The sequence below is a fragment of the Streptomyces sp. NPDC057424 genome (assembly GCF_042803315.1).
Taxonomy (GTDB): Bacteria; Actinomycetota; Actinomycetes; order Streptomycetales; family Streptomycetaceae; genus Streptomyces.
Genome location: NZ_JBHVCP010000032.1, coordinates 40,295 through 55,097 on the forward strand (window position 1 = coordinate 40,295; position 14,803 = coordinate 55,097).

Genomic DNA, 14,803 nt, shown 5'->3' on the forward strand with positions numbered 1-14,803 from the left:
TGGATATGGGCTATACGGCGAAACGCGGGGAGTGTCCGACGTGCCCGGATGCCGGGCGCTGCGGCTTCAGGAGGGGGAGCGCGCATGGACGGCCGGCCCTTGTATCTCGAACCGCGGCTGGAGCCACGGCTGAGGTCGCTCGTGGCGGCGCACGGCACGCTGCACTCGCTCACCGGCGCGCTGGGCTCACCTGTGCACGTCGTGGTGCCGGACCAGATCGTCGAGAACCTGGAGCGGTTCCGGTCGGTGTACCGGGCGCACCATCTGCCGGGGCAGGTCTTCTACGCCCACAAGGCCAACCGGTCCAGTGCGCTGCTGCGGCGGCTCGCCGCCACGGACGCGGGCGTGGACGTCGCGTCTCTGGGCGAGTTGCAGCACGCGCTGGGTGCCGGGTTCGGTGCGGACCGGATCACGGCCACGGGGCCGAAGAACCCCGAGTTCCTGTGGCTGGCGGCCCGTTCGGGGGTCACGGTCGGCGTCGATGCCGTGGCCGAGCTGGACCAGCTCGCCGCTCTGGTGCGCAAGCACGCGCTCGCCCCGGTGCGGGTGCTGCTGCGGCTGTCGGGCTTCGAGACGCCGGGTGTGAAGGTGCTGAGCCGGCGCAGCCGCTTCGGCACGCCCGTACGGGAGTTGGCGTCACTGCTGGAGGCGGTCGAACGGCATGGTGACGCGGTCGATGCGACGGGGGTGGCCTTCCATCTGGACACCACGAGCGTCGCGGAGAAGGCGACCGCCCTCGAAGGGTGCCTGGCCGCCCTGGAGTTGTGCCGGAGCCGGGGGCTGCGGCCCCGGGCCGTGGACGTCGGCGGCGGGTTCGGCATCAGCTATCTCGCCGAGCGGGAGCAGTGGGAGGCGTACACGACCGGGCTGACCGCGGCCGTCCTCGGCCAGGGCCCGCCGCTGACCTGGGGCGGGCACGGCTACGGGCTGCGCAACGAGTCCGGCACCCTGCGCGGCACGCTCGGCCTCTACCCCGCCCACCGGCCTGTCGCCGGCGCCGCCTACCTGGAGGAGCTGCTGGCCCAGCCCGCCGCCTCGCTGGGCGGGCGCCCGCTGGCCGCGCTGCTGCTGGAGCACCTGTACGACCTGTACACCGAGCCCGGCCGGGCGCTGCTGGACCAGTGCGGACTCACGCTGGCCCGGGTCCTGGAGGTCCGTACCCAGGAGGCCGGCGGGGAACTGCTCGTACGGCTGGCCGCGAAGGCGGACGACATCGCCCTGGAGGACCACGGAGTGCTGATGGACCCGGTCGTCATCCCCAGAAGCGGAAGCGGGCCGGGCGAGGGGCCCGTCGCCGTGCACCTCTTCGGCAGCCTCTGCCTGGAGACGGACCTGATCACCCGGCGTACGGTGTTCCTGCCGCGCCGCCCGGAACCCGGCGACCTGCTGGCCTTCGCCAACACCGCCGGCTACGCCATGGACTTCCACGCCACCCGCGCCCAGCACCAGCCCGCCGCCCGCAAGGTCGCCGCCTGGCAGGACGGCGACGCCTGGCGCTGGTGCCTCGACGACCAGTTCTGGCCGATCACGCCCGCGAGGGGAGCTCAGTGAGGTACGACAGCATCACCGAGGCGATAGGCAACACCCCTCTGGTGCGGATAGATCCGGCGGTGCACGGCCTGCGCACCATCGATCTGTACGCGAAGCTCGAAATGCTCAACCCCTTCGGCTCGGTCAAGGACCGGGCCGCCTGGAGCATGGCGGGGCCTCTGCTGGCCGAGGCGGTCGAACACGGCAGCCAGGTGGTCGAGTTGTCCAGCGGCAACACGGCCAAGGCCCTCGCGGTCATCGCGGGCATGCACGGCCTGGGCTTCAGGAGCGTCACCAACCGGATGCGGGTCCCGGAGATCAAGGACCTTCTGCTGCTGCTCGGCGCGGAGATCGAGGAGCTGCCGGGGCAGAGCGAGTGCCTGGACCCGACCGCCACGGACGATCCGCTGACCCTGTTCCACCGGACGCTGTCCGCCTCCGGCAGCGCCTATCTGCACACCGACCAGTACTTCAACCCGCGCAACACCGAGGCCCATCTCACGGGCACGGGGCCGGAGATCGTCAAGGACCTGGACGGCCGGGTCCCGGACTGGTTCGTGGCCTGTGTGGGCACGGCCGGTTCCTCCACGGGCGTGGCGCGTGCCCTGCGGGAGGAGGACCCGTCGGTGCGGGTGGTCGGGCTGGTCGCGGCCAAGTCCGACTTCATCCCCGGCATCCGCACCATCGACGAGGTGCAGGAGGTGGGCCTGTTCGACCCGGAGACGTACGACACGATGGAGTCGGTCAGTGCCGACGAGGCGATCGAGGGGATGCTGACCCTGAACCGCCGCTGCGGCATCCTCGGCGGGCCCACCGGAGGGGCGGCCTATTTCGGCGCCGTGCGCCATCTGCGGGCACTGGACGAGGAGTCCGGCGAGCGGCGGACGGCGGTGTTCATCGTCTGCGACCGGGTGGAGAGCTATCTGAGCTACGTCCGGCAGCGGCGGCCCGATCTGCTGGGCCGGCCGCCCCGGCAGAACTCGGCGGCCGACCTGTCCGACGCCGAGGTCGGCAAGGCCCCGGCGATCGGTGTGGCCGAGGCCCGGCGCTGGATCGAGACCGACCGGCCGCTCGTGGTCGACCTGCGCAGCTCCTACGCCTACGCGGCCCTGCACATCGACGGATCGGTCAACATCGTCGACGAGTTGTTCGCCGAACTCGTCCGGGGCGGGCTGCCGTTCAGCCGGCGTCAGCCGGTGCTGCTGGCCTGCCCGGTCGGTGAGCAGTCCGCCCGGTACGCGGCGCTGCTGACCCGGATGGGCCACCCGGACGTGCGCAGCCTGGCCGGCGGCATCATCGCCTGGCGGGACGCGGGCGCGCCCCTGGTGCGGGACTGACCGGCATGGCCGCACCGATCACCCGCGAAGACCTGAGTCAGTGGCAGCAGGCGCTGCGCGCACAGTTCCCCATCGTCACCGGGCACCCGGAGCTGGCGTACCTGGACAGCGCGGCCACGGCTCAGAAGCCGCAGGCCGTCCTGGACGCCGTGCAGACGTACCTGACCACGTCCAACGCCAACTCCGCGCGCGGCACCTACACCTGGGCCAACCGGACCACCGAGCTGGTCGAGCGGACCCGCGGGCGTGTCGCCCGGTTCCTCGGGGACGACCGGCCGGAGCGCTCCGCCGTCCACTTCACCGGCGGCACCACCGAGGGACTGCGCACCATCGCCCGCGACTGGCTGCCGGGCTTCCTGCGCGACGGCGACGAGATCGTCGTGCCGGACGCCGACCACCAGGCCAACATCGCGCCCTGGCTGGAGGTCCGGCAGATGCTCGCGCGGGAGGGCGTGCACGTCCGGGTGGTGCCGATGCCGTACCAGAGCGGTTCCGGGGACTACGACCACCGGGCGCTGACCGAGCGGGCGGGGCCGCGCACCCGGTTCGTCGCCACCACCCATGTGCACCACGTGTACGGCGGCGACATGAACGTGCAGCGCATCCGCGAGGCCGTCGGCCCGGAGGCGGTCATCTGCCTGGACGCCGCGCAGAGCGTCGGCCATCTGCCGGTGTCCGTGGCCGAGCTGGACGTCGACTTCGTCGTCTTCTCCGGGCACAAGGCGCTGGCCCTGCCCGGTTCCGGGGCGGTGTGGGCCCGGCAGGCTCGCGGGCCGCAGTTCGAGCCCGGCGGGTGGAGCGGCACCCCGAACACCGTGGGCGTCGCCTCGCTCGAAGCGGCCCTGGACTGGCTGGAGGCGGCCGGTGTCGACCGGATCGAGCGCTGGACGGCGGACCTCGCGGCCCGGCTCACCGACGGGCTGCGCCGGCTGGACGCCTACGAGATCCTCGGCTGCCCGCTCAGCCTCGCCGCCGACACGAGGATGCAGCGCCGTCAGGGCATCGTGACCCTGCGGCACCGTGCCATCGACTCGGGCGACCTGGGGTTCATCCTGTTCAGCCACGGGTTCATGGTCCGCTCCGACCATCACTGCCAGGGCGACGCGGGCGAGCGGACCGGTTCGGTGCGGGTGAGTCTGCATGTGTACAACACCGTTGAGGAGATCGACCGTCTGCTGTCGGTTCTCGCCTCACTTCCGTGACACCGCCCACAACACGTAATGGGAACCGTTTCCACCTGTAGGCTCGGACCGGCAGGAGTCAGGTGCGATACGGCGAGGTGGCGCGACCGGATGGGGCTGAGTCTGGCGACGGCGGAGCGATGGGTGGAGCGCTGGGAGCTCCAGCAGCAGCGGTACGCCGTCGACCGCGAGGAGCGGTTCACGGTGATCGCCGATGTCGTCGAGCACGCCACGGCGGGTTGTGCCACCCGCCCCCTCGTCGTGGACCTCGGCTGCGGGCCCGGCTCCCTCGCGGCCCGGCTGGTCCGGCGGCTGCCCGACGCGGAGGTCGTGGCCGTGGACCGGGACCCCCTCCTGCTGGAGCTGGGCCGCACCCACCACCCGGACGCGGCCCGTTACGTCGACGCCGAGATCGGCGCGCCCGGCTGGACGTGGGCCCTGGACCTGGACCGGCCCCTGGACGCGGCAGTCTCCACCACGGCCCTGCACTACCTCGACCGTGACACCCTGCTCGCCACCTACCGGCAGCTCGCCGTGCTGCTGCGCCCCGGGGGCGTTCTCGTCAACGGCGACCACTTTCCGCCTGGTGAGACGGGCCCGGCCCGGATCGCCGCCCACGTCGGGCGGTGCCGGGCCGACCGGCAGCGCGTGTTCACCCAGGAGGACTGGGACTCCTGGTGGGCCGGGGCCGGAGACGACCCGGAGCTGACCGACCTGCTCGCGGAGCGCCGCCGCCGCGCGGCATCCGGCACCGGCCGCCCCGCCGACCTCCCCCTCCCCACCCACGTGGAGCTGCTCCGGCAGGCCGGCTTCGCCCAGGCCGGGCCGGTGTGGCAGTACGGCGACAGCTGCGTGGTCGTCGCGGTGCGCTAGGGGGCTTCACTCGCCCGCACCACACCGGGTGCGCACGGGGGCGTGCGCTCCGACACTGTTTGCGGAGACCGCTCCACGTCGACATCGCCCCGCCGGTCTCGGCGCAAGCCCCGCGAGCGGTCACGCGCACACGCGAGGAGCCCCCCATGACCACCGCCGAGCACGACACCCACGACAACCACGGACACACCCACGGCGACGACTGCGGTCATCTCGCCTTCCCCCACGGCGACCACACCGACTACGCCCACGACGGCCACATCCACCGGATGCACGAGGGGCACGCCGACGAGTGCGCGAACACCGGCCACACGGTGCACCGGAACCACGACCACGAGCACGGCGACACCTGCGGCCACCTGGCCGTGCGGCACGGCGACCACACGGACTACGTGCACGACGGCCACCGCCACGCCGCCCACGACGGCCACTGGGACGACCACTGACCGGCGTCCGGGTCCGTTGACGGACGCGGACGCCCGGGCCGGCGCGTCTCAGGCCAGGGCGTCCCAGTGGACGGTGCGGTCGCACCAGCGCTCCGGCAGGGTGCGGTCGTGGCCCACGGCCAGCAGGGCGGCGCCGGTCGAGGCACGGTAGTCCTCGACGGCCGCGACCAGGGCGGCGGCAGTCGAGGCGTCGAGCATCGCGGTCATCTCGTCGCACACCAGCAGACGCGGACGCAGCACCAGGGCCCGGGCGAGACAGGCGCGTTGTGGCTGACCGTCGCTGACCTCGTGCGGCCGCCGGGTGAGCAGGTCGGAGGTGAGGCCGACGGCCGGTGCCAGCTCGGCGCCCCGGGCCGGGGCTTCCCCGGCGCGGCCGGTGGCACGCCGAGGCTCGGCGATCAGGTCGGTGAGCGGCAGCCGGGGGTCCGCGGAGAGTGCAAAGACATCGCAACCCAACAGGACCGGCGGGCGTCCCCACACGGGGCGCCCGCCGGTCCCTCACCGTCGCGCTCAGGGCTGGGTCAGGGTGATGTCCTGCCCCTGGACCGCGTGGAAGCTGGGCAACGGCAGTCCGCTGAAGGTGCGCAGCTCCATGAGGGTGGCCTCGACGTGGGCCGCCCCTGCCACGAGTGCGCCGGGCACGGTCCGTCCCGTGTTCACCCAGCGGTGCTCCGCGCCGTCGCACACGGCCCGGGTGCCGCCGATGCCGTGACGGGCCGTGGAGACGCCCTGGCGCACGGAGGAGCTGACGAAGACCGGCCCGCTGGAGCTCACGCAGCGGTAGGTGCCGGACAGGGTGACGGTGCCGTCGGCGGCGATCCGGCCCACCGCGTCGACCGTCACCGAGCCGGCCGGGGCGAGGACGGACGCGGTGGCGGGCGCCGCGCCGGCACCGGTGAGCAGGAGCAGCGCGGCACCGGCAGCCGCGCCGAGAAGGGGACGAACACGCATGGGGGGAACCTCCCGAAAGGAGTGGAATTGCGGCTTCCACTCGTACCGGCCGTCCGGGCCGGCGCCCGTGACCCTCACCCCTTCGGTGGCGAGTCCGCGCCGGCCGTCGTGGAACCGTCCTGGGAATGTCCTGGGCGTGTCACGCTTCCCGCCGGGCCGTTCCGGCGCGTTCGGCACGGGAGGATGGTCTGGCTGTACGAGTCGTCCGAACCCTTCGGACGGCCCTACCGACGTGGAGGTGCGCCATGTGTGCCCACCAGCCCCTGTGCCCCGCGACCGACTCCCCCGCCGCGCACGTCGTGGCGGCCCGCCCCGAGCAGGGATGGAGCCTGCTGTGCGACGGGACGGTCCTCTTCGACGACACCGGCGAACTGCTGCCGGACGGGCGCGTGGTGCAGCCGCTCCGGGTGACGGCGCAGGTGCTGGCCGTGGCGGCCTGACCGGCGCTCCACGGCGGCCCGACGGCCTCGTCACGGCAGGACCGCGAAGCCGTCCAGTTCCACCATCGCCTCCGCGTCCCACAGCCGGACGACCTCGACGACCGCCATGGCGGGATAGTCCCGCCCGGCCAGCTCACGCCACAGGAGGCCCAGTTCGTGCGCGTGCGCGCGGTACGCCCGGACATCCGTGGCGTAGACGGTGACGCGGGCCAGGTCGGACGGCGTGCCGCCGGCCGCGGAGAGGGCGGCCAGCAGGTTGGTGAGGGCCTTTCCGAACTGCTCGGGCAGGGTGCGGCCGACCACCTTGCCGTCGGCGTCGAGGGCGGTCTGGCCCGCCAGGAACACCACCCGTGACCCGGAGGCCACGACGGCGTGGGAGAAGCCGGCCGGCGGGGACAGGCCGGGCGGGTTGACGCGCTCGATGTTCACCGGGCCTCCTGACGGGCGTACAACTCCTTGGCGATGATGCCGCGTTGCACCTCGCTGGCCCCTTCGTAGACGCGCGGGGCGCGCACCTCACGGTAGAGGTGTTCGAGCAGGTGGCCGCGTTGCAGGGCCCGCGCGCCGTGCAGCTGGACGGCCGTGTCGACGACGTACTGCGCGGTCTCCGTGGCGAGCAGTTTCGCCATGGCGGAGCGCTGGGGCACGTCCGGGGAGTCCGCGTCGTACGCCGACGCCGCCGCGTGGACCATCAGCCGGGCCGCCTCCGTGCGCAGGGCCATCTCGGCGACCTGGTGCGAGACGGCCTGCAGGTCCCGCAGCTTCCCCCCGAAGGCGTCCCGCCCTGCGGTGTGGGCGAGGGTCGCGTCGAGGGCCGCCTGCGCCATGCCGACCGCGAACGCGCCGACGCTGGGCCGGAACAGGTTGAGCGTCCCCATGGCGACCCGGAAGCCGCGGTCCACCTCGCCCAGCACATCGTCGGCCGTCACGGGCACGGCGTCGAAGTCGAGCGCGCCGATGGGGTGCGGCGAGAGCATGTCGAGTCCGCGGCCGGTCAGGCCCGGCCGGTCGGCGGGCACGAGGAAGGCCGTGACGCCACGGGCTCCGGCAGCCGGGGTGGTCCGGGCGAAGACGGTGTAGAAGTCGGCCTCGGGGGCGTTGGAGATCCAGCACTTCTCGCCGGTGAGACGCCAGCGGGCGACGCCCTCGGGGGTGGCGGTGAGTGCCGTGGCGGCCGATGGCCGGTTGCCCCGCGCTGCGTCCGGCTCCGCCCGCAGCTCCAGCGCCGCCGCGTCCGAGCCCGCCCCCGGCTCGCTCAGCGCGAAGGCCGCGATCGCCGCGCCGGCGGTGACCCGGGGGAGCCAGCGGGCGCGCTGCTCCCGGGTGCCGTACGCGTGGACCGGGTGGGCGCCCAGGCCCTGGAGGGCCAGGGCCGTCTCCGCCTCCGTGCAGGCGTAGGCGAGGGATTCGCGCATGAGGCACAGGTCGAGCGCACCCGAGGTGAACAGGCGTCCGAGCAGCCCGAGGCTGCCGAGTTCGGCGACCAGGGTGCGGTTCACATGCCCCGGTTCGCCCTTGCCGGCCAGCGGGCGGAGCCGTTCCGCGGCCAGGGTGCGCAGTGCGGCGCACCAGGCGAGTTGTGCCGGTTCGAGTGAGAATGCGGTCATCGCCGGTCCCTTCTCCGCCACCCTGCGTTCCGGCTGGGCCACTCCGAGGCTATCGCGGACCGTTGACTGTCGTCACCAACACGATACGCTCCAGGGGCGAGCCCACCACGCCAAGGGGGCGAACCGTATGCATCCACGGGGCACGGCCCACGTCGACACCTTCGCCCGGGACCATCTGCCACCCCCGGGCCAACGGCCCGAGCTCCGCTTCGATCTGCCGGAGCTGCACTACCCCGAACGGCTCAACTGCGCCGCCGAACTGCTGCACGGCCCGCCCGACGACCGCCCGGCGTTCCTCACCGCCACCGGCGTGCCGTGGACGTACGGCGAGCTGCGCGCCCGCGTCGACCGCGTGGCCCATCTGCTCACCGGCGAACTCGGGGTCGTCCCCGGCAACCGGGTGCTGCTGCGCGGACCCACCACGCCCTGGCTCGCGGCCTGCTGGCTGGCGGTGCTGAAGGCCGGGGCCGTGGCGGTCACGGTGCTCGCCCAGCAGCGCCCGCACGAACTGAGCACGATGTGCGAGATCGCGCGGGTGCGGCACGCCCTGTGCGACATCCGGGCCGTCGACGACCTCGCCGAGGCCGGGATCCCCGGCCTGCGGATCACGGCCTACGGCGGCGACGCCCCGGACGACCTCCTCAACCGCCCGGCGCCCGGCATACCGTACGAGGCCGTCGCGACGGCGGCCGACGACGTGGCACTGATCGCCTTCACCTCCGGCACCACCGGCCGCCCCAAGGGCTGTATGCACCTCCACCGGGACGTCCTGGCGATCGCCGACACCTTCTCCCGGCACGTCCTCAAGCCCCGCGCGGACGACGTGTTCACGGGCAGCCCGCCACTGGGCTTCACCTTCGGCCTCGGCGGGCTGGTGGTCTTCCCGCTGCGGGCCGGCGCGAGGGCGCTGCTGCTCGAACAGGCGGGAGCCCGGCAGCTGCTGCCCGCCATCGCCCGGCACCGGGTCTCCGTGCTGTTCACCGCGCCGACGGCGTACCGGGCGATGCTCGACGAGCTCGACGGGTACGACGTCTCCTCCCTGCGGCGCTGCGTCTCGGCCGGCGAGAACCTGCCCGCGGCCACCTGGCAGGCGTGGCACGAGCGCACGGGCCTGCGCGTCATCAACGGCATCGGCGCCACCGAGCTGCTGCACATCTTCATCTCCGCGGCCGACGACCGGATCCGGCCCGGGACCACGGGCGTTCCCGTGCCGGGGTGGCACGCGCGCGTGCAGGACAGGGAGGGCCGGCCCGTGCCCGACGGGCAGCCGGGGCTGCTGGCCGTGCGCGGGCCGGTCGGCTGCCGTTACCTCGCCGATCCGCGGCAGCGGGACTACGTGCGCGGCGGCTGGAACATCACCGGCGACACCTACGTCCGCGACGCCGACGGCTACTTCCGCTATGTCGCCCGCGCCGACGACATGATCATCTCGGCCGGGTACAACATCGCCGGCCCCGAGGTGGAGGAGGCTCTGCTGCGGCACCCGGACGTGGTGGAGGCGGCGGTCGTGGGGCGGCCAGACGAGGCCCGCGGGCAGGTCGTGCTGGCCTTCGCCGTCCTCAAGGAGGGCGCGCGGCGGGACGCCGCGGCGCTGCGCGCCTTCGTGAAGAGCGAGCTGGCGCCGTACAAGTGCCCGCGCGAGGTCGTCTTCCTGGACGCGCTGCCGCGCACGGCCACCGGCAAGCTCCAGCGGTTCAGACTGCGCGCCCCGGGGGTACCGGTAGGCGACCGGGACTGATCCGTACGACCTAAGATGATCAACGTGTCCGACCAGCATGCACCACGGTCTCTCATCGTCACGCTCTACGGCGCGTACGGGCGCTTCATGCCCGGCCCCGTGCCGGTGGCCGAACTGATTCGGCTGCTGGCCGCGGCCGGCGTGGACGCCCCGTCCGTACGCTCCTCGGTGTCGCGGCTCAAGAGACGCGGACTGCTCGTGCCGGCCCGCACCGCTCAGGGCGCGGCCGGGTACGAACTGTCCCCGGATGCGCGCCAGTTGCTCGACGACGGTGACCGCCGCATCTACGCCTCGGCACCGCCCGGGGACGAGGGCTGGGTGCTCGCGGTGTTCTCCGTGCCGGAGTCGGAGCGGCAGAAGCGGCACGTGCTGCGCTCCCGGCTGGCCGGGCTCGGTTTCGGCACGGCCGCTCCGGGTGTGTGGATCGCGCCCGCGCGGCTGTACGAGGAGACCCGGCACACGCTCCAGCGGCTGCGGCTCGACGCGTACGTCGACTTCTTCCGCGGTGACCACCTCGGTTTCGCCCCGACGGCCGAGGCCGTCGCGCGATGGTGGGACCTGGCGGCCATCGCCAAGGAGCACGAGGCGTTCCTCGACCGCCACGCGCCCGTGCTGCACGGCTGGGAGAAGCGCGAGGACACCCCCGCCGAGGAGGCCTACCGGGACTACCTCCTCGCCCTGGACTCCTGGCGCCACCTCCCCTACACGGACCCGGGCCTGCCGTCCGAACTGCTTCCGGCGGACTGGCCGGGGGCCCGCTCGTCGGCGGTGTTCCGGGGGCTGCACGAGCGGCTGCGGGACGCGGGGGCGGACTTCGTGGGGCTCTGACCACCGCCGGCGCCGCCCGGTTTGCCGCGTTTGCTCCGCCGTGGAACGGTCAACGATGTCCGCGACCGGACGGAGCACGCAGCGGGAGGCGGACCGAGGGATGACCGTCACCACACCACCGAGCACGGCCGTCGTCCGCGCGGACCGGCGCCCGTGAGGGGGTGGGGGCGCTCGGTGCGCGGCGGGTGGGAGCGGGCCGGTGCGCACACCCTCGTCCGGCAGGGCCGCGACGTGGAGTTGCTGCACCGGGCCATGGGGTTCGCCACGCTCGCGCTGGTCACGCTGGCCCCGCTGCTGATCGTGGTCGCCGCCGCCGACCCTCTGGAACAAGGCGGTTTCGCGTTCTGGCTGGCCGACGGCATGGGGCTGTCCGGGCGGTCCGCGCAGGTGCTCACGGACATCATCAGCCCCCCGCGCAAGATCATCGGCACCACGAGCGTGCTCGGCGGGGTCGCGCTCGCCGTCTTCGGCGTCGCGTTCGGCGGGAGCGTGCAGAACGGCTACGAGCGGATCTGGGGCCTGCCCTCGGGCCCGTGGCATCGCATCTGGCGGCAGGCGGTGTGGATGATCGCGGTCACGGCGTACCTGTACCAGGAGGTGCAGACGCGCAGCCTCGCCTCCGGGCCGGAGCGGATCGCGCTGAGCGCGGCGTCCGGCGTGCTGTTCTTCTGGTGGGGGCAGCGCTTCCTGCTGGGCGGGCAGGTCCGCTGGAGCGATCTGCTCCCCGGGGCGGTGGCCACCATGGCGGGACTGGTCGGCCTGCGCATGTTCTCCTACTTCGTCTTCACCCCGCTCATCGTCACCAACGCGATCAGCTACGGAGCGGTCGGCGTCGTTCTCGTCGTGGAGTCCTGGCTCATCGGCGTGGGCTACGTCGTCTACGGCGGGGCCCTCCTCGGCCGCTGGGCCCTGGAGCACCACGGACCCCGGCACCGCACCGGATAGAACGGGCCCGCCGACCCTCCCGTACTAACGCACATGCCACCCCCAGAGATACCAGCCCCGGCTCATGCGAACCCACAGGGGGACTTCCCCTAGCATCTGCGGCATTATCATCGGCACATACCCGGCAGAGGGAGCAGACCCGTGATGACCCGTACCGTGCGGCGGACCCGCCGCCCGCTCCAGGTGGCCGCGGGGGGAGCCGCAGCGCTGCTGACCCTGAGTGCCTGCTCGTCGTCCGGCTCCGACTCCCCGGCGAAACCTGACTCCTCCGGGCCTGGCAGGCTCTCCGGCGAGGTGACCGTGTTCGCCGCGGCCTCGCTGCAGGAGAGCTTCACGACACTGGGCGAGCGGTTCGAGAAAGAGCACCCCGGCACGAAGGTCACCTTCAGTTTCGGCGGCAGCGACTCCCTCGCCGCGAGCATCACCGGCGGCGCCCCGGCCGACGTCTTCGCCTCGGCCAGCCCCCGGACGATGAAGATCGTCACGGACGCCGGAGACGCCTCGGGCACGCCCGCGGCCTTCGTCCGCAACGAGCTGGAGATCGCCACCCTGCCGGGCAACCCGCACAAGGTCACCTCCCTCGAGGACCTCACCGCACCGGACCTGAAGGTGGTGCTCTGCGACAAGAAGGTGCCGTGCGGCACCGCCGCGCAGAAGGCCCTCGAGGCGAGCAGGCTGACGCTCACCCCGGTGTCGTACGAGCAGGACGTCAAGGCCGCGCTGACCAAGGTCGAGCTGAAGGAGGCCGACGCCGCCGTCGTCTACAAGACCGATGTGCGCGCCGCCGGTGACAAGGTGGAGGGCGTGGAGTTCCCCGAGTCCGCCGACGCCGTCAACGACTACCCGATCACCCTGCTCGAGGACGCACGGAACGCCGAGGCCGCCACGGCGTTCATCGCGCTGGTACGGTCCGCCGAGGGCCGGAAGGTCCTGAGCGGGGCCGGGTTTCTCACGCCATGACCTCCCCGGCCGGCAAGCCCGGCACCATGCCCGACTCCCCCCGCGGCGCTCCGCGGCGCCGGCGCGTCCGGACCGGCGTCCCGCTGCCCCTGCTACTCCCCGCGCTGATCGGCCTGGCCTTCCTGATCGTGCCGCTGATCGCCCTGCTCGTACGGACCCCGTGGCACAGCCTGCCCGAGCAGCTGACCAGCGCGGAGGTGTGGCAGGCCCTCAGGCTGTCCCTGCTCTGCGCGACGGCTGCGACCGCGGTGAGCCTGGTCCTCGGCGTGCCGCTGGCCTGGCTGCTGGCCCGCGTGGACTTCCCGGGCCGCGGCCTGGTACGCGCCCTCGTGACCCTGCCCCTCGTCCTGCCTCCGGTCGTCGGCGGTGTGGCGCTGCTGATGGCACTCGGCCGCAACGGCATCGTCGGGCAGTGGCTCGACGCGTGGTTCGGGATCACGCTGCCCTTCACCACCGCCGGGGTCGTGATCGCGGAGGCGTTCGTGGCGATGCCGTTCCTCGTCATCAGCGTCGAAGGCACCCTGCGGGCCGCCGACCCCCGCTACGAGGAGGCGGCCACCACCCTGGGTGCGTCCCGCTTCACCGCGTTCCGCCGGGTCACGCTGCCCCTGATCGCGCCGGGCATCGCGGCGGGCGCGGTCCTCGCCTGGGCACGGGCGCTCGGCGAGTTCGGCGCGACGATCACCTTCGCCGGCAACTTTCCCGGCCGCACCCAGACCATGCCCCTGGCCGTCTACCTGGCCCTGCAGAGCGACCCGGAGGCCGCGATCGCCCTCAGCCTGGTGCTGCTGGCGGTGTCGATCGCGGTACTGGCGGGGTTGCGCGACCGCTGGATGAGCGCCGGATGACCGAGACCCACGAGCACGACGCGCACGCAGGCACCGCGCCGGACGGGCTCGACGCCCGCCTGGTCGTGGACCGCGGCGGCTTCCGCCTCGACGTGGCACTGGCGGTCGCGCCCGGCGAGGTCGTCGCCCTGCTGGGGCCGAACGGCGCCGGCAAGACCACCGCGCTGCGCGCCCTCGCCGGCCTAACCCCGCTCTCCGGCGGCCATCTGCGGCTGGACGGCACGGAGCTGGACCGTACGCCGCCGGAGGCCCGTCCCGTCGGTGTCGTCTTCCAGGACTACCTGCTCTTCCCCCACCTCTCGGCCCTCGACAACGTCGCCTTCGGCCCCCGCTGCCAGGGCGCCACCAAGGCGGAGGCCCGGGCGCAGGCCGCCGAGTGGCTCGCCCGCCTGGGCCTGGCGGCGCACACCGGCGCCAAGCCGCGCAGGCTCTCCGGCGGCCAGGCCCAGCGCGTCGCCCTCGCCCGTGCCCTGGCGACCCGCCCCCGGATGCTGCTGCTCGACGAGCCGCTGGCCGCGCTGGACGCCCGCACCCGCCTGGAGGTCCGCGCCCAGCTCCGGCGCCATCTGGCCGACTTCGAGGCGGTCGCCGTGCTCGTCACCCACGATCCGCTCGACGCCATGGTGCTGGCCGACCGGCTGGTGGTCGTGGAGCACGGCCGGGTCGTCCAGGAGGGCAGCCCGGCCGGCATCGCCCGCCATCCCCGTACGGACTACATCGCGCAGCTGGTCGGCCTGAACCTCTACCGGGGCGAGGCCGACGGCCACACCGTCCGACTCGCCGACGGACCGCCCCTCACCACCACGGAGGTCCTGTCCGGCCCGGTCTTCGTGGCGTTCCCGCCCAGCGCGGTCACCCTCCACCGCGACCGGCCCACCGGCTCCAGCGCGCGCAACCTGTGGCGCTGCGAGGTGGCCGGTCTGGAGACCCACGGCGACCAGATCCGGGCCGACCTCACCGGTGAACTCCCTCTCGCCGCCGACCTCACGACGGTCGCCGCGGCCGAGCTCGGCCTCCACCCGGGCGCGGAGGTCTGGGCGACGGTGAAGGCGACGCAGACCCACGCGTACCCGGTCTGAGGCGGACGGCATCCCGAGGCTCAGGCCGCGGCCCCGGCCG

At 73.5% G+C, this 14,803-nt stretch carries 15 protein-coding genes and 1 pseudogene; 12 read left to right on the forward strand and 4 right to left on the reverse strand.

The annotated features are described in order from the left end of the window. Window positions 1–84: 84 nt before the first annotated feature. The 5 genes from ACFU3E_RS23940 to ACFU3E_RS23960 all read left to right on the forward strand — a co-directional run bounded on the left by ACFU3E_RS23940 (window position 85) and on the right by ACFU3E_RS23960 (window position 5,367). Window positions 85–1,551 carry a Y4yA family PLP-dependent enzyme gene (locus ACFU3E_RS23940; protein WP_384161693.1) on the forward strand — a complete coding sequence of 489 codons (1,467 nt, stop codon included), beginning with the start codon at window positions 85–87 and terminating at the stop codon, window positions 1,549–1,551. Beyond that, the gene (locus tag ACFU3E_RS23945) at window positions 1,548–2,867 is read left to right on the forward strand and encodes a pyridoxal-phosphate dependent enzyme (RefSeq protein WP_384161696.1); all 1,320 of its coding nucleotides are present in this window, start codon (window positions 1,548–1,550) and stop codon (window positions 2,865–2,867) included. Before ACFU3E_RS23940 ends, ACFU3E_RS23945 begins: the two co-directional genes overlap by 4 nt. Window positions 2,868–2,872: 5 nt before the next feature. Beyond that, the gene (locus ACFU3E_RS23950; RefSeq protein WP_384161699.1) at window positions 2,873–4,069 is read left to right on the forward strand and encodes an aminotransferase class V-fold PLP-dependent enzyme; all 1,197 of its coding nucleotides are present in this window, start codon (window positions 2,873–2,875) and stop codon (window positions 4,067–4,069) included. 90 nt (window positions 4,070–4,159) lie between these two features. Then, window positions 4,160–4,921, forward strand: a complete 762-nt coding sequence (locus ACFU3E_RS23955; RefSeq protein ID WP_384161702.1) for a class I SAM-dependent methyltransferase — start codon at window positions 4,160–4,162, stop codon at window positions 4,919–4,921. A 146-nt stretch (window positions 4,922–5,067) separates the two neighbouring features. Beyond that, a complete protein-coding gene (locus tag ACFU3E_RS23960) occupies window positions 5,068–5,367 on the forward strand; it encodes a hypothetical protein (RefSeq protein ID WP_384161705.1) in 300 nt (99 codons plus the stop codon). Between the two features lie 48 nt (window positions 5,368–5,415). Here the strand turns inward: ACFU3E_RS23960 and ACFU3E_RS23965 are convergent. Next, window positions 5,416–5,802: pseudogene (locus ACFU3E_RS23965) on the reverse strand (ATP-binding cassette domain-containing protein); the annotation flags it as partial. 75 nt (window positions 5,803–5,877) lie between these two features. Next, window positions 5,878–6,318 carry a DUF6299 family protein gene (locus ACFU3E_RS23970; protein WP_384161708.1) on the reverse strand — a complete coding sequence of 147 codons (441 nt, stop codon included), beginning with the start codon at window positions 6,316–6,318 and terminating at the stop codon, window positions 5,878–5,880. Window positions 6,319–6,563: 245 nt separating this feature from the next. Between ACFU3E_RS23970 and ACFU3E_RS23975 the strand changes: the two genes are divergently transcribed. Then, window positions 6,564–6,758, forward strand: coding sequence for a DUF5999 family protein (locus tag ACFU3E_RS23975; protein ID WP_384161712.1), 195 nt, complete (start codon window positions 6,564–6,566; stop codon window positions 6,756–6,758). Window positions 6,759–6,788: 30 nt separating this feature from the next. Here the strand turns inward: ACFU3E_RS23975 and ACFU3E_RS23980 are convergent, their stop codons facing one another. Both ACFU3E_RS23980 and ACFU3E_RS23985 read right to left on the reverse strand, forming a co-directional pair. After that, a complete protein-coding gene (locus tag ACFU3E_RS23980) occupies window positions 6,789–7,187 on the reverse strand; it encodes a RidA family protein (RefSeq protein ID WP_384161714.1) in 399 nt (132 codons plus the stop codon). After that, entirely contained in the window at window positions 7,184–8,365 is a 1,182-nt protein-coding gene (locus tag ACFU3E_RS23985; RefSeq protein ID WP_384161717.1) for an acyl-CoA dehydrogenase family protein, read from the reverse strand. Before ACFU3E_RS23985 ends, ACFU3E_RS23980 begins: the two co-directional genes overlap by 4 nt. A gap of 127 nt (window positions 8,366–8,492) precedes the next feature. Here ACFU3E_RS23985 and ACFU3E_RS23990 point away from each other — a divergent pair, with 127 nt between their 5' ends. The 6 genes from ACFU3E_RS23990 (at window position 8,493) to ACFU3E_RS24015 (ending at window position 14,763) form a co-directional block, all read left to right on the forward strand. Beyond that, window positions 8,493–10,103 carry an AMP-binding protein gene (locus ACFU3E_RS23990; protein WP_384161720.1) on the forward strand — a complete coding sequence of 537 codons (1,611 nt, stop codon included), beginning with the start codon at window positions 8,493–8,495 and terminating at the stop codon, window positions 10,101–10,103. A 15-nt stretch (window positions 10,104–10,118) separates the two neighbouring features. After that, window positions 10,119–10,931: a PaaX family transcriptional regulator C-terminal domain-containing protein gene (locus tag ACFU3E_RS23995; protein ID WP_384161723.1), complete on the forward strand. Its 813-nt coding sequence runs from the start codon at window positions 10,119–10,121 to the stop codon at window positions 10,929–10,931. A gap of 174 nt (window positions 10,932–11,105) precedes the next feature. After that, a complete protein-coding gene (locus ACFU3E_RS24000; RefSeq protein ID WP_384161726.1) occupies window positions 11,106–11,876 on the forward strand; it encodes a ribonuclease BN in 771 nt (256 codons plus the stop codon). 144 nt (window positions 11,877–12,020) lie between these two features. After that, entirely contained in the window at window positions 12,021–12,836 is an 816-nt protein-coding gene (gene modA, locus ACFU3E_RS24005) for a molybdate ABC transporter substrate-binding protein (RefSeq protein ID WP_384161729.1), read from the forward strand. Then, the gene (modB, locus tag ACFU3E_RS24010) at window positions 12,833–13,684 is read left to right on the forward strand and encodes a molybdate ABC transporter permease subunit (RefSeq protein ID WP_384161732.1); all 852 of its coding nucleotides are present in this window, start codon (window positions 12,833–12,835) and stop codon (window positions 13,682–13,684) included. Before modA ends, modB begins: the two co-directional genes overlap by 4 nt. Continuing rightward, window positions 13,681–14,763, forward strand: coding sequence for an ABC transporter ATP-binding protein (locus ACFU3E_RS24015; RefSeq protein WP_384161735.1), 1,083 nt, complete (start codon window positions 13,681–13,683; stop codon window positions 14,761–14,763). The genes modB and ACFU3E_RS24015 overlap by 4 nt, the downstream gene beginning before the upstream one ends. Window positions 14,764–14,803 lie beyond the last annotated feature (40 nt).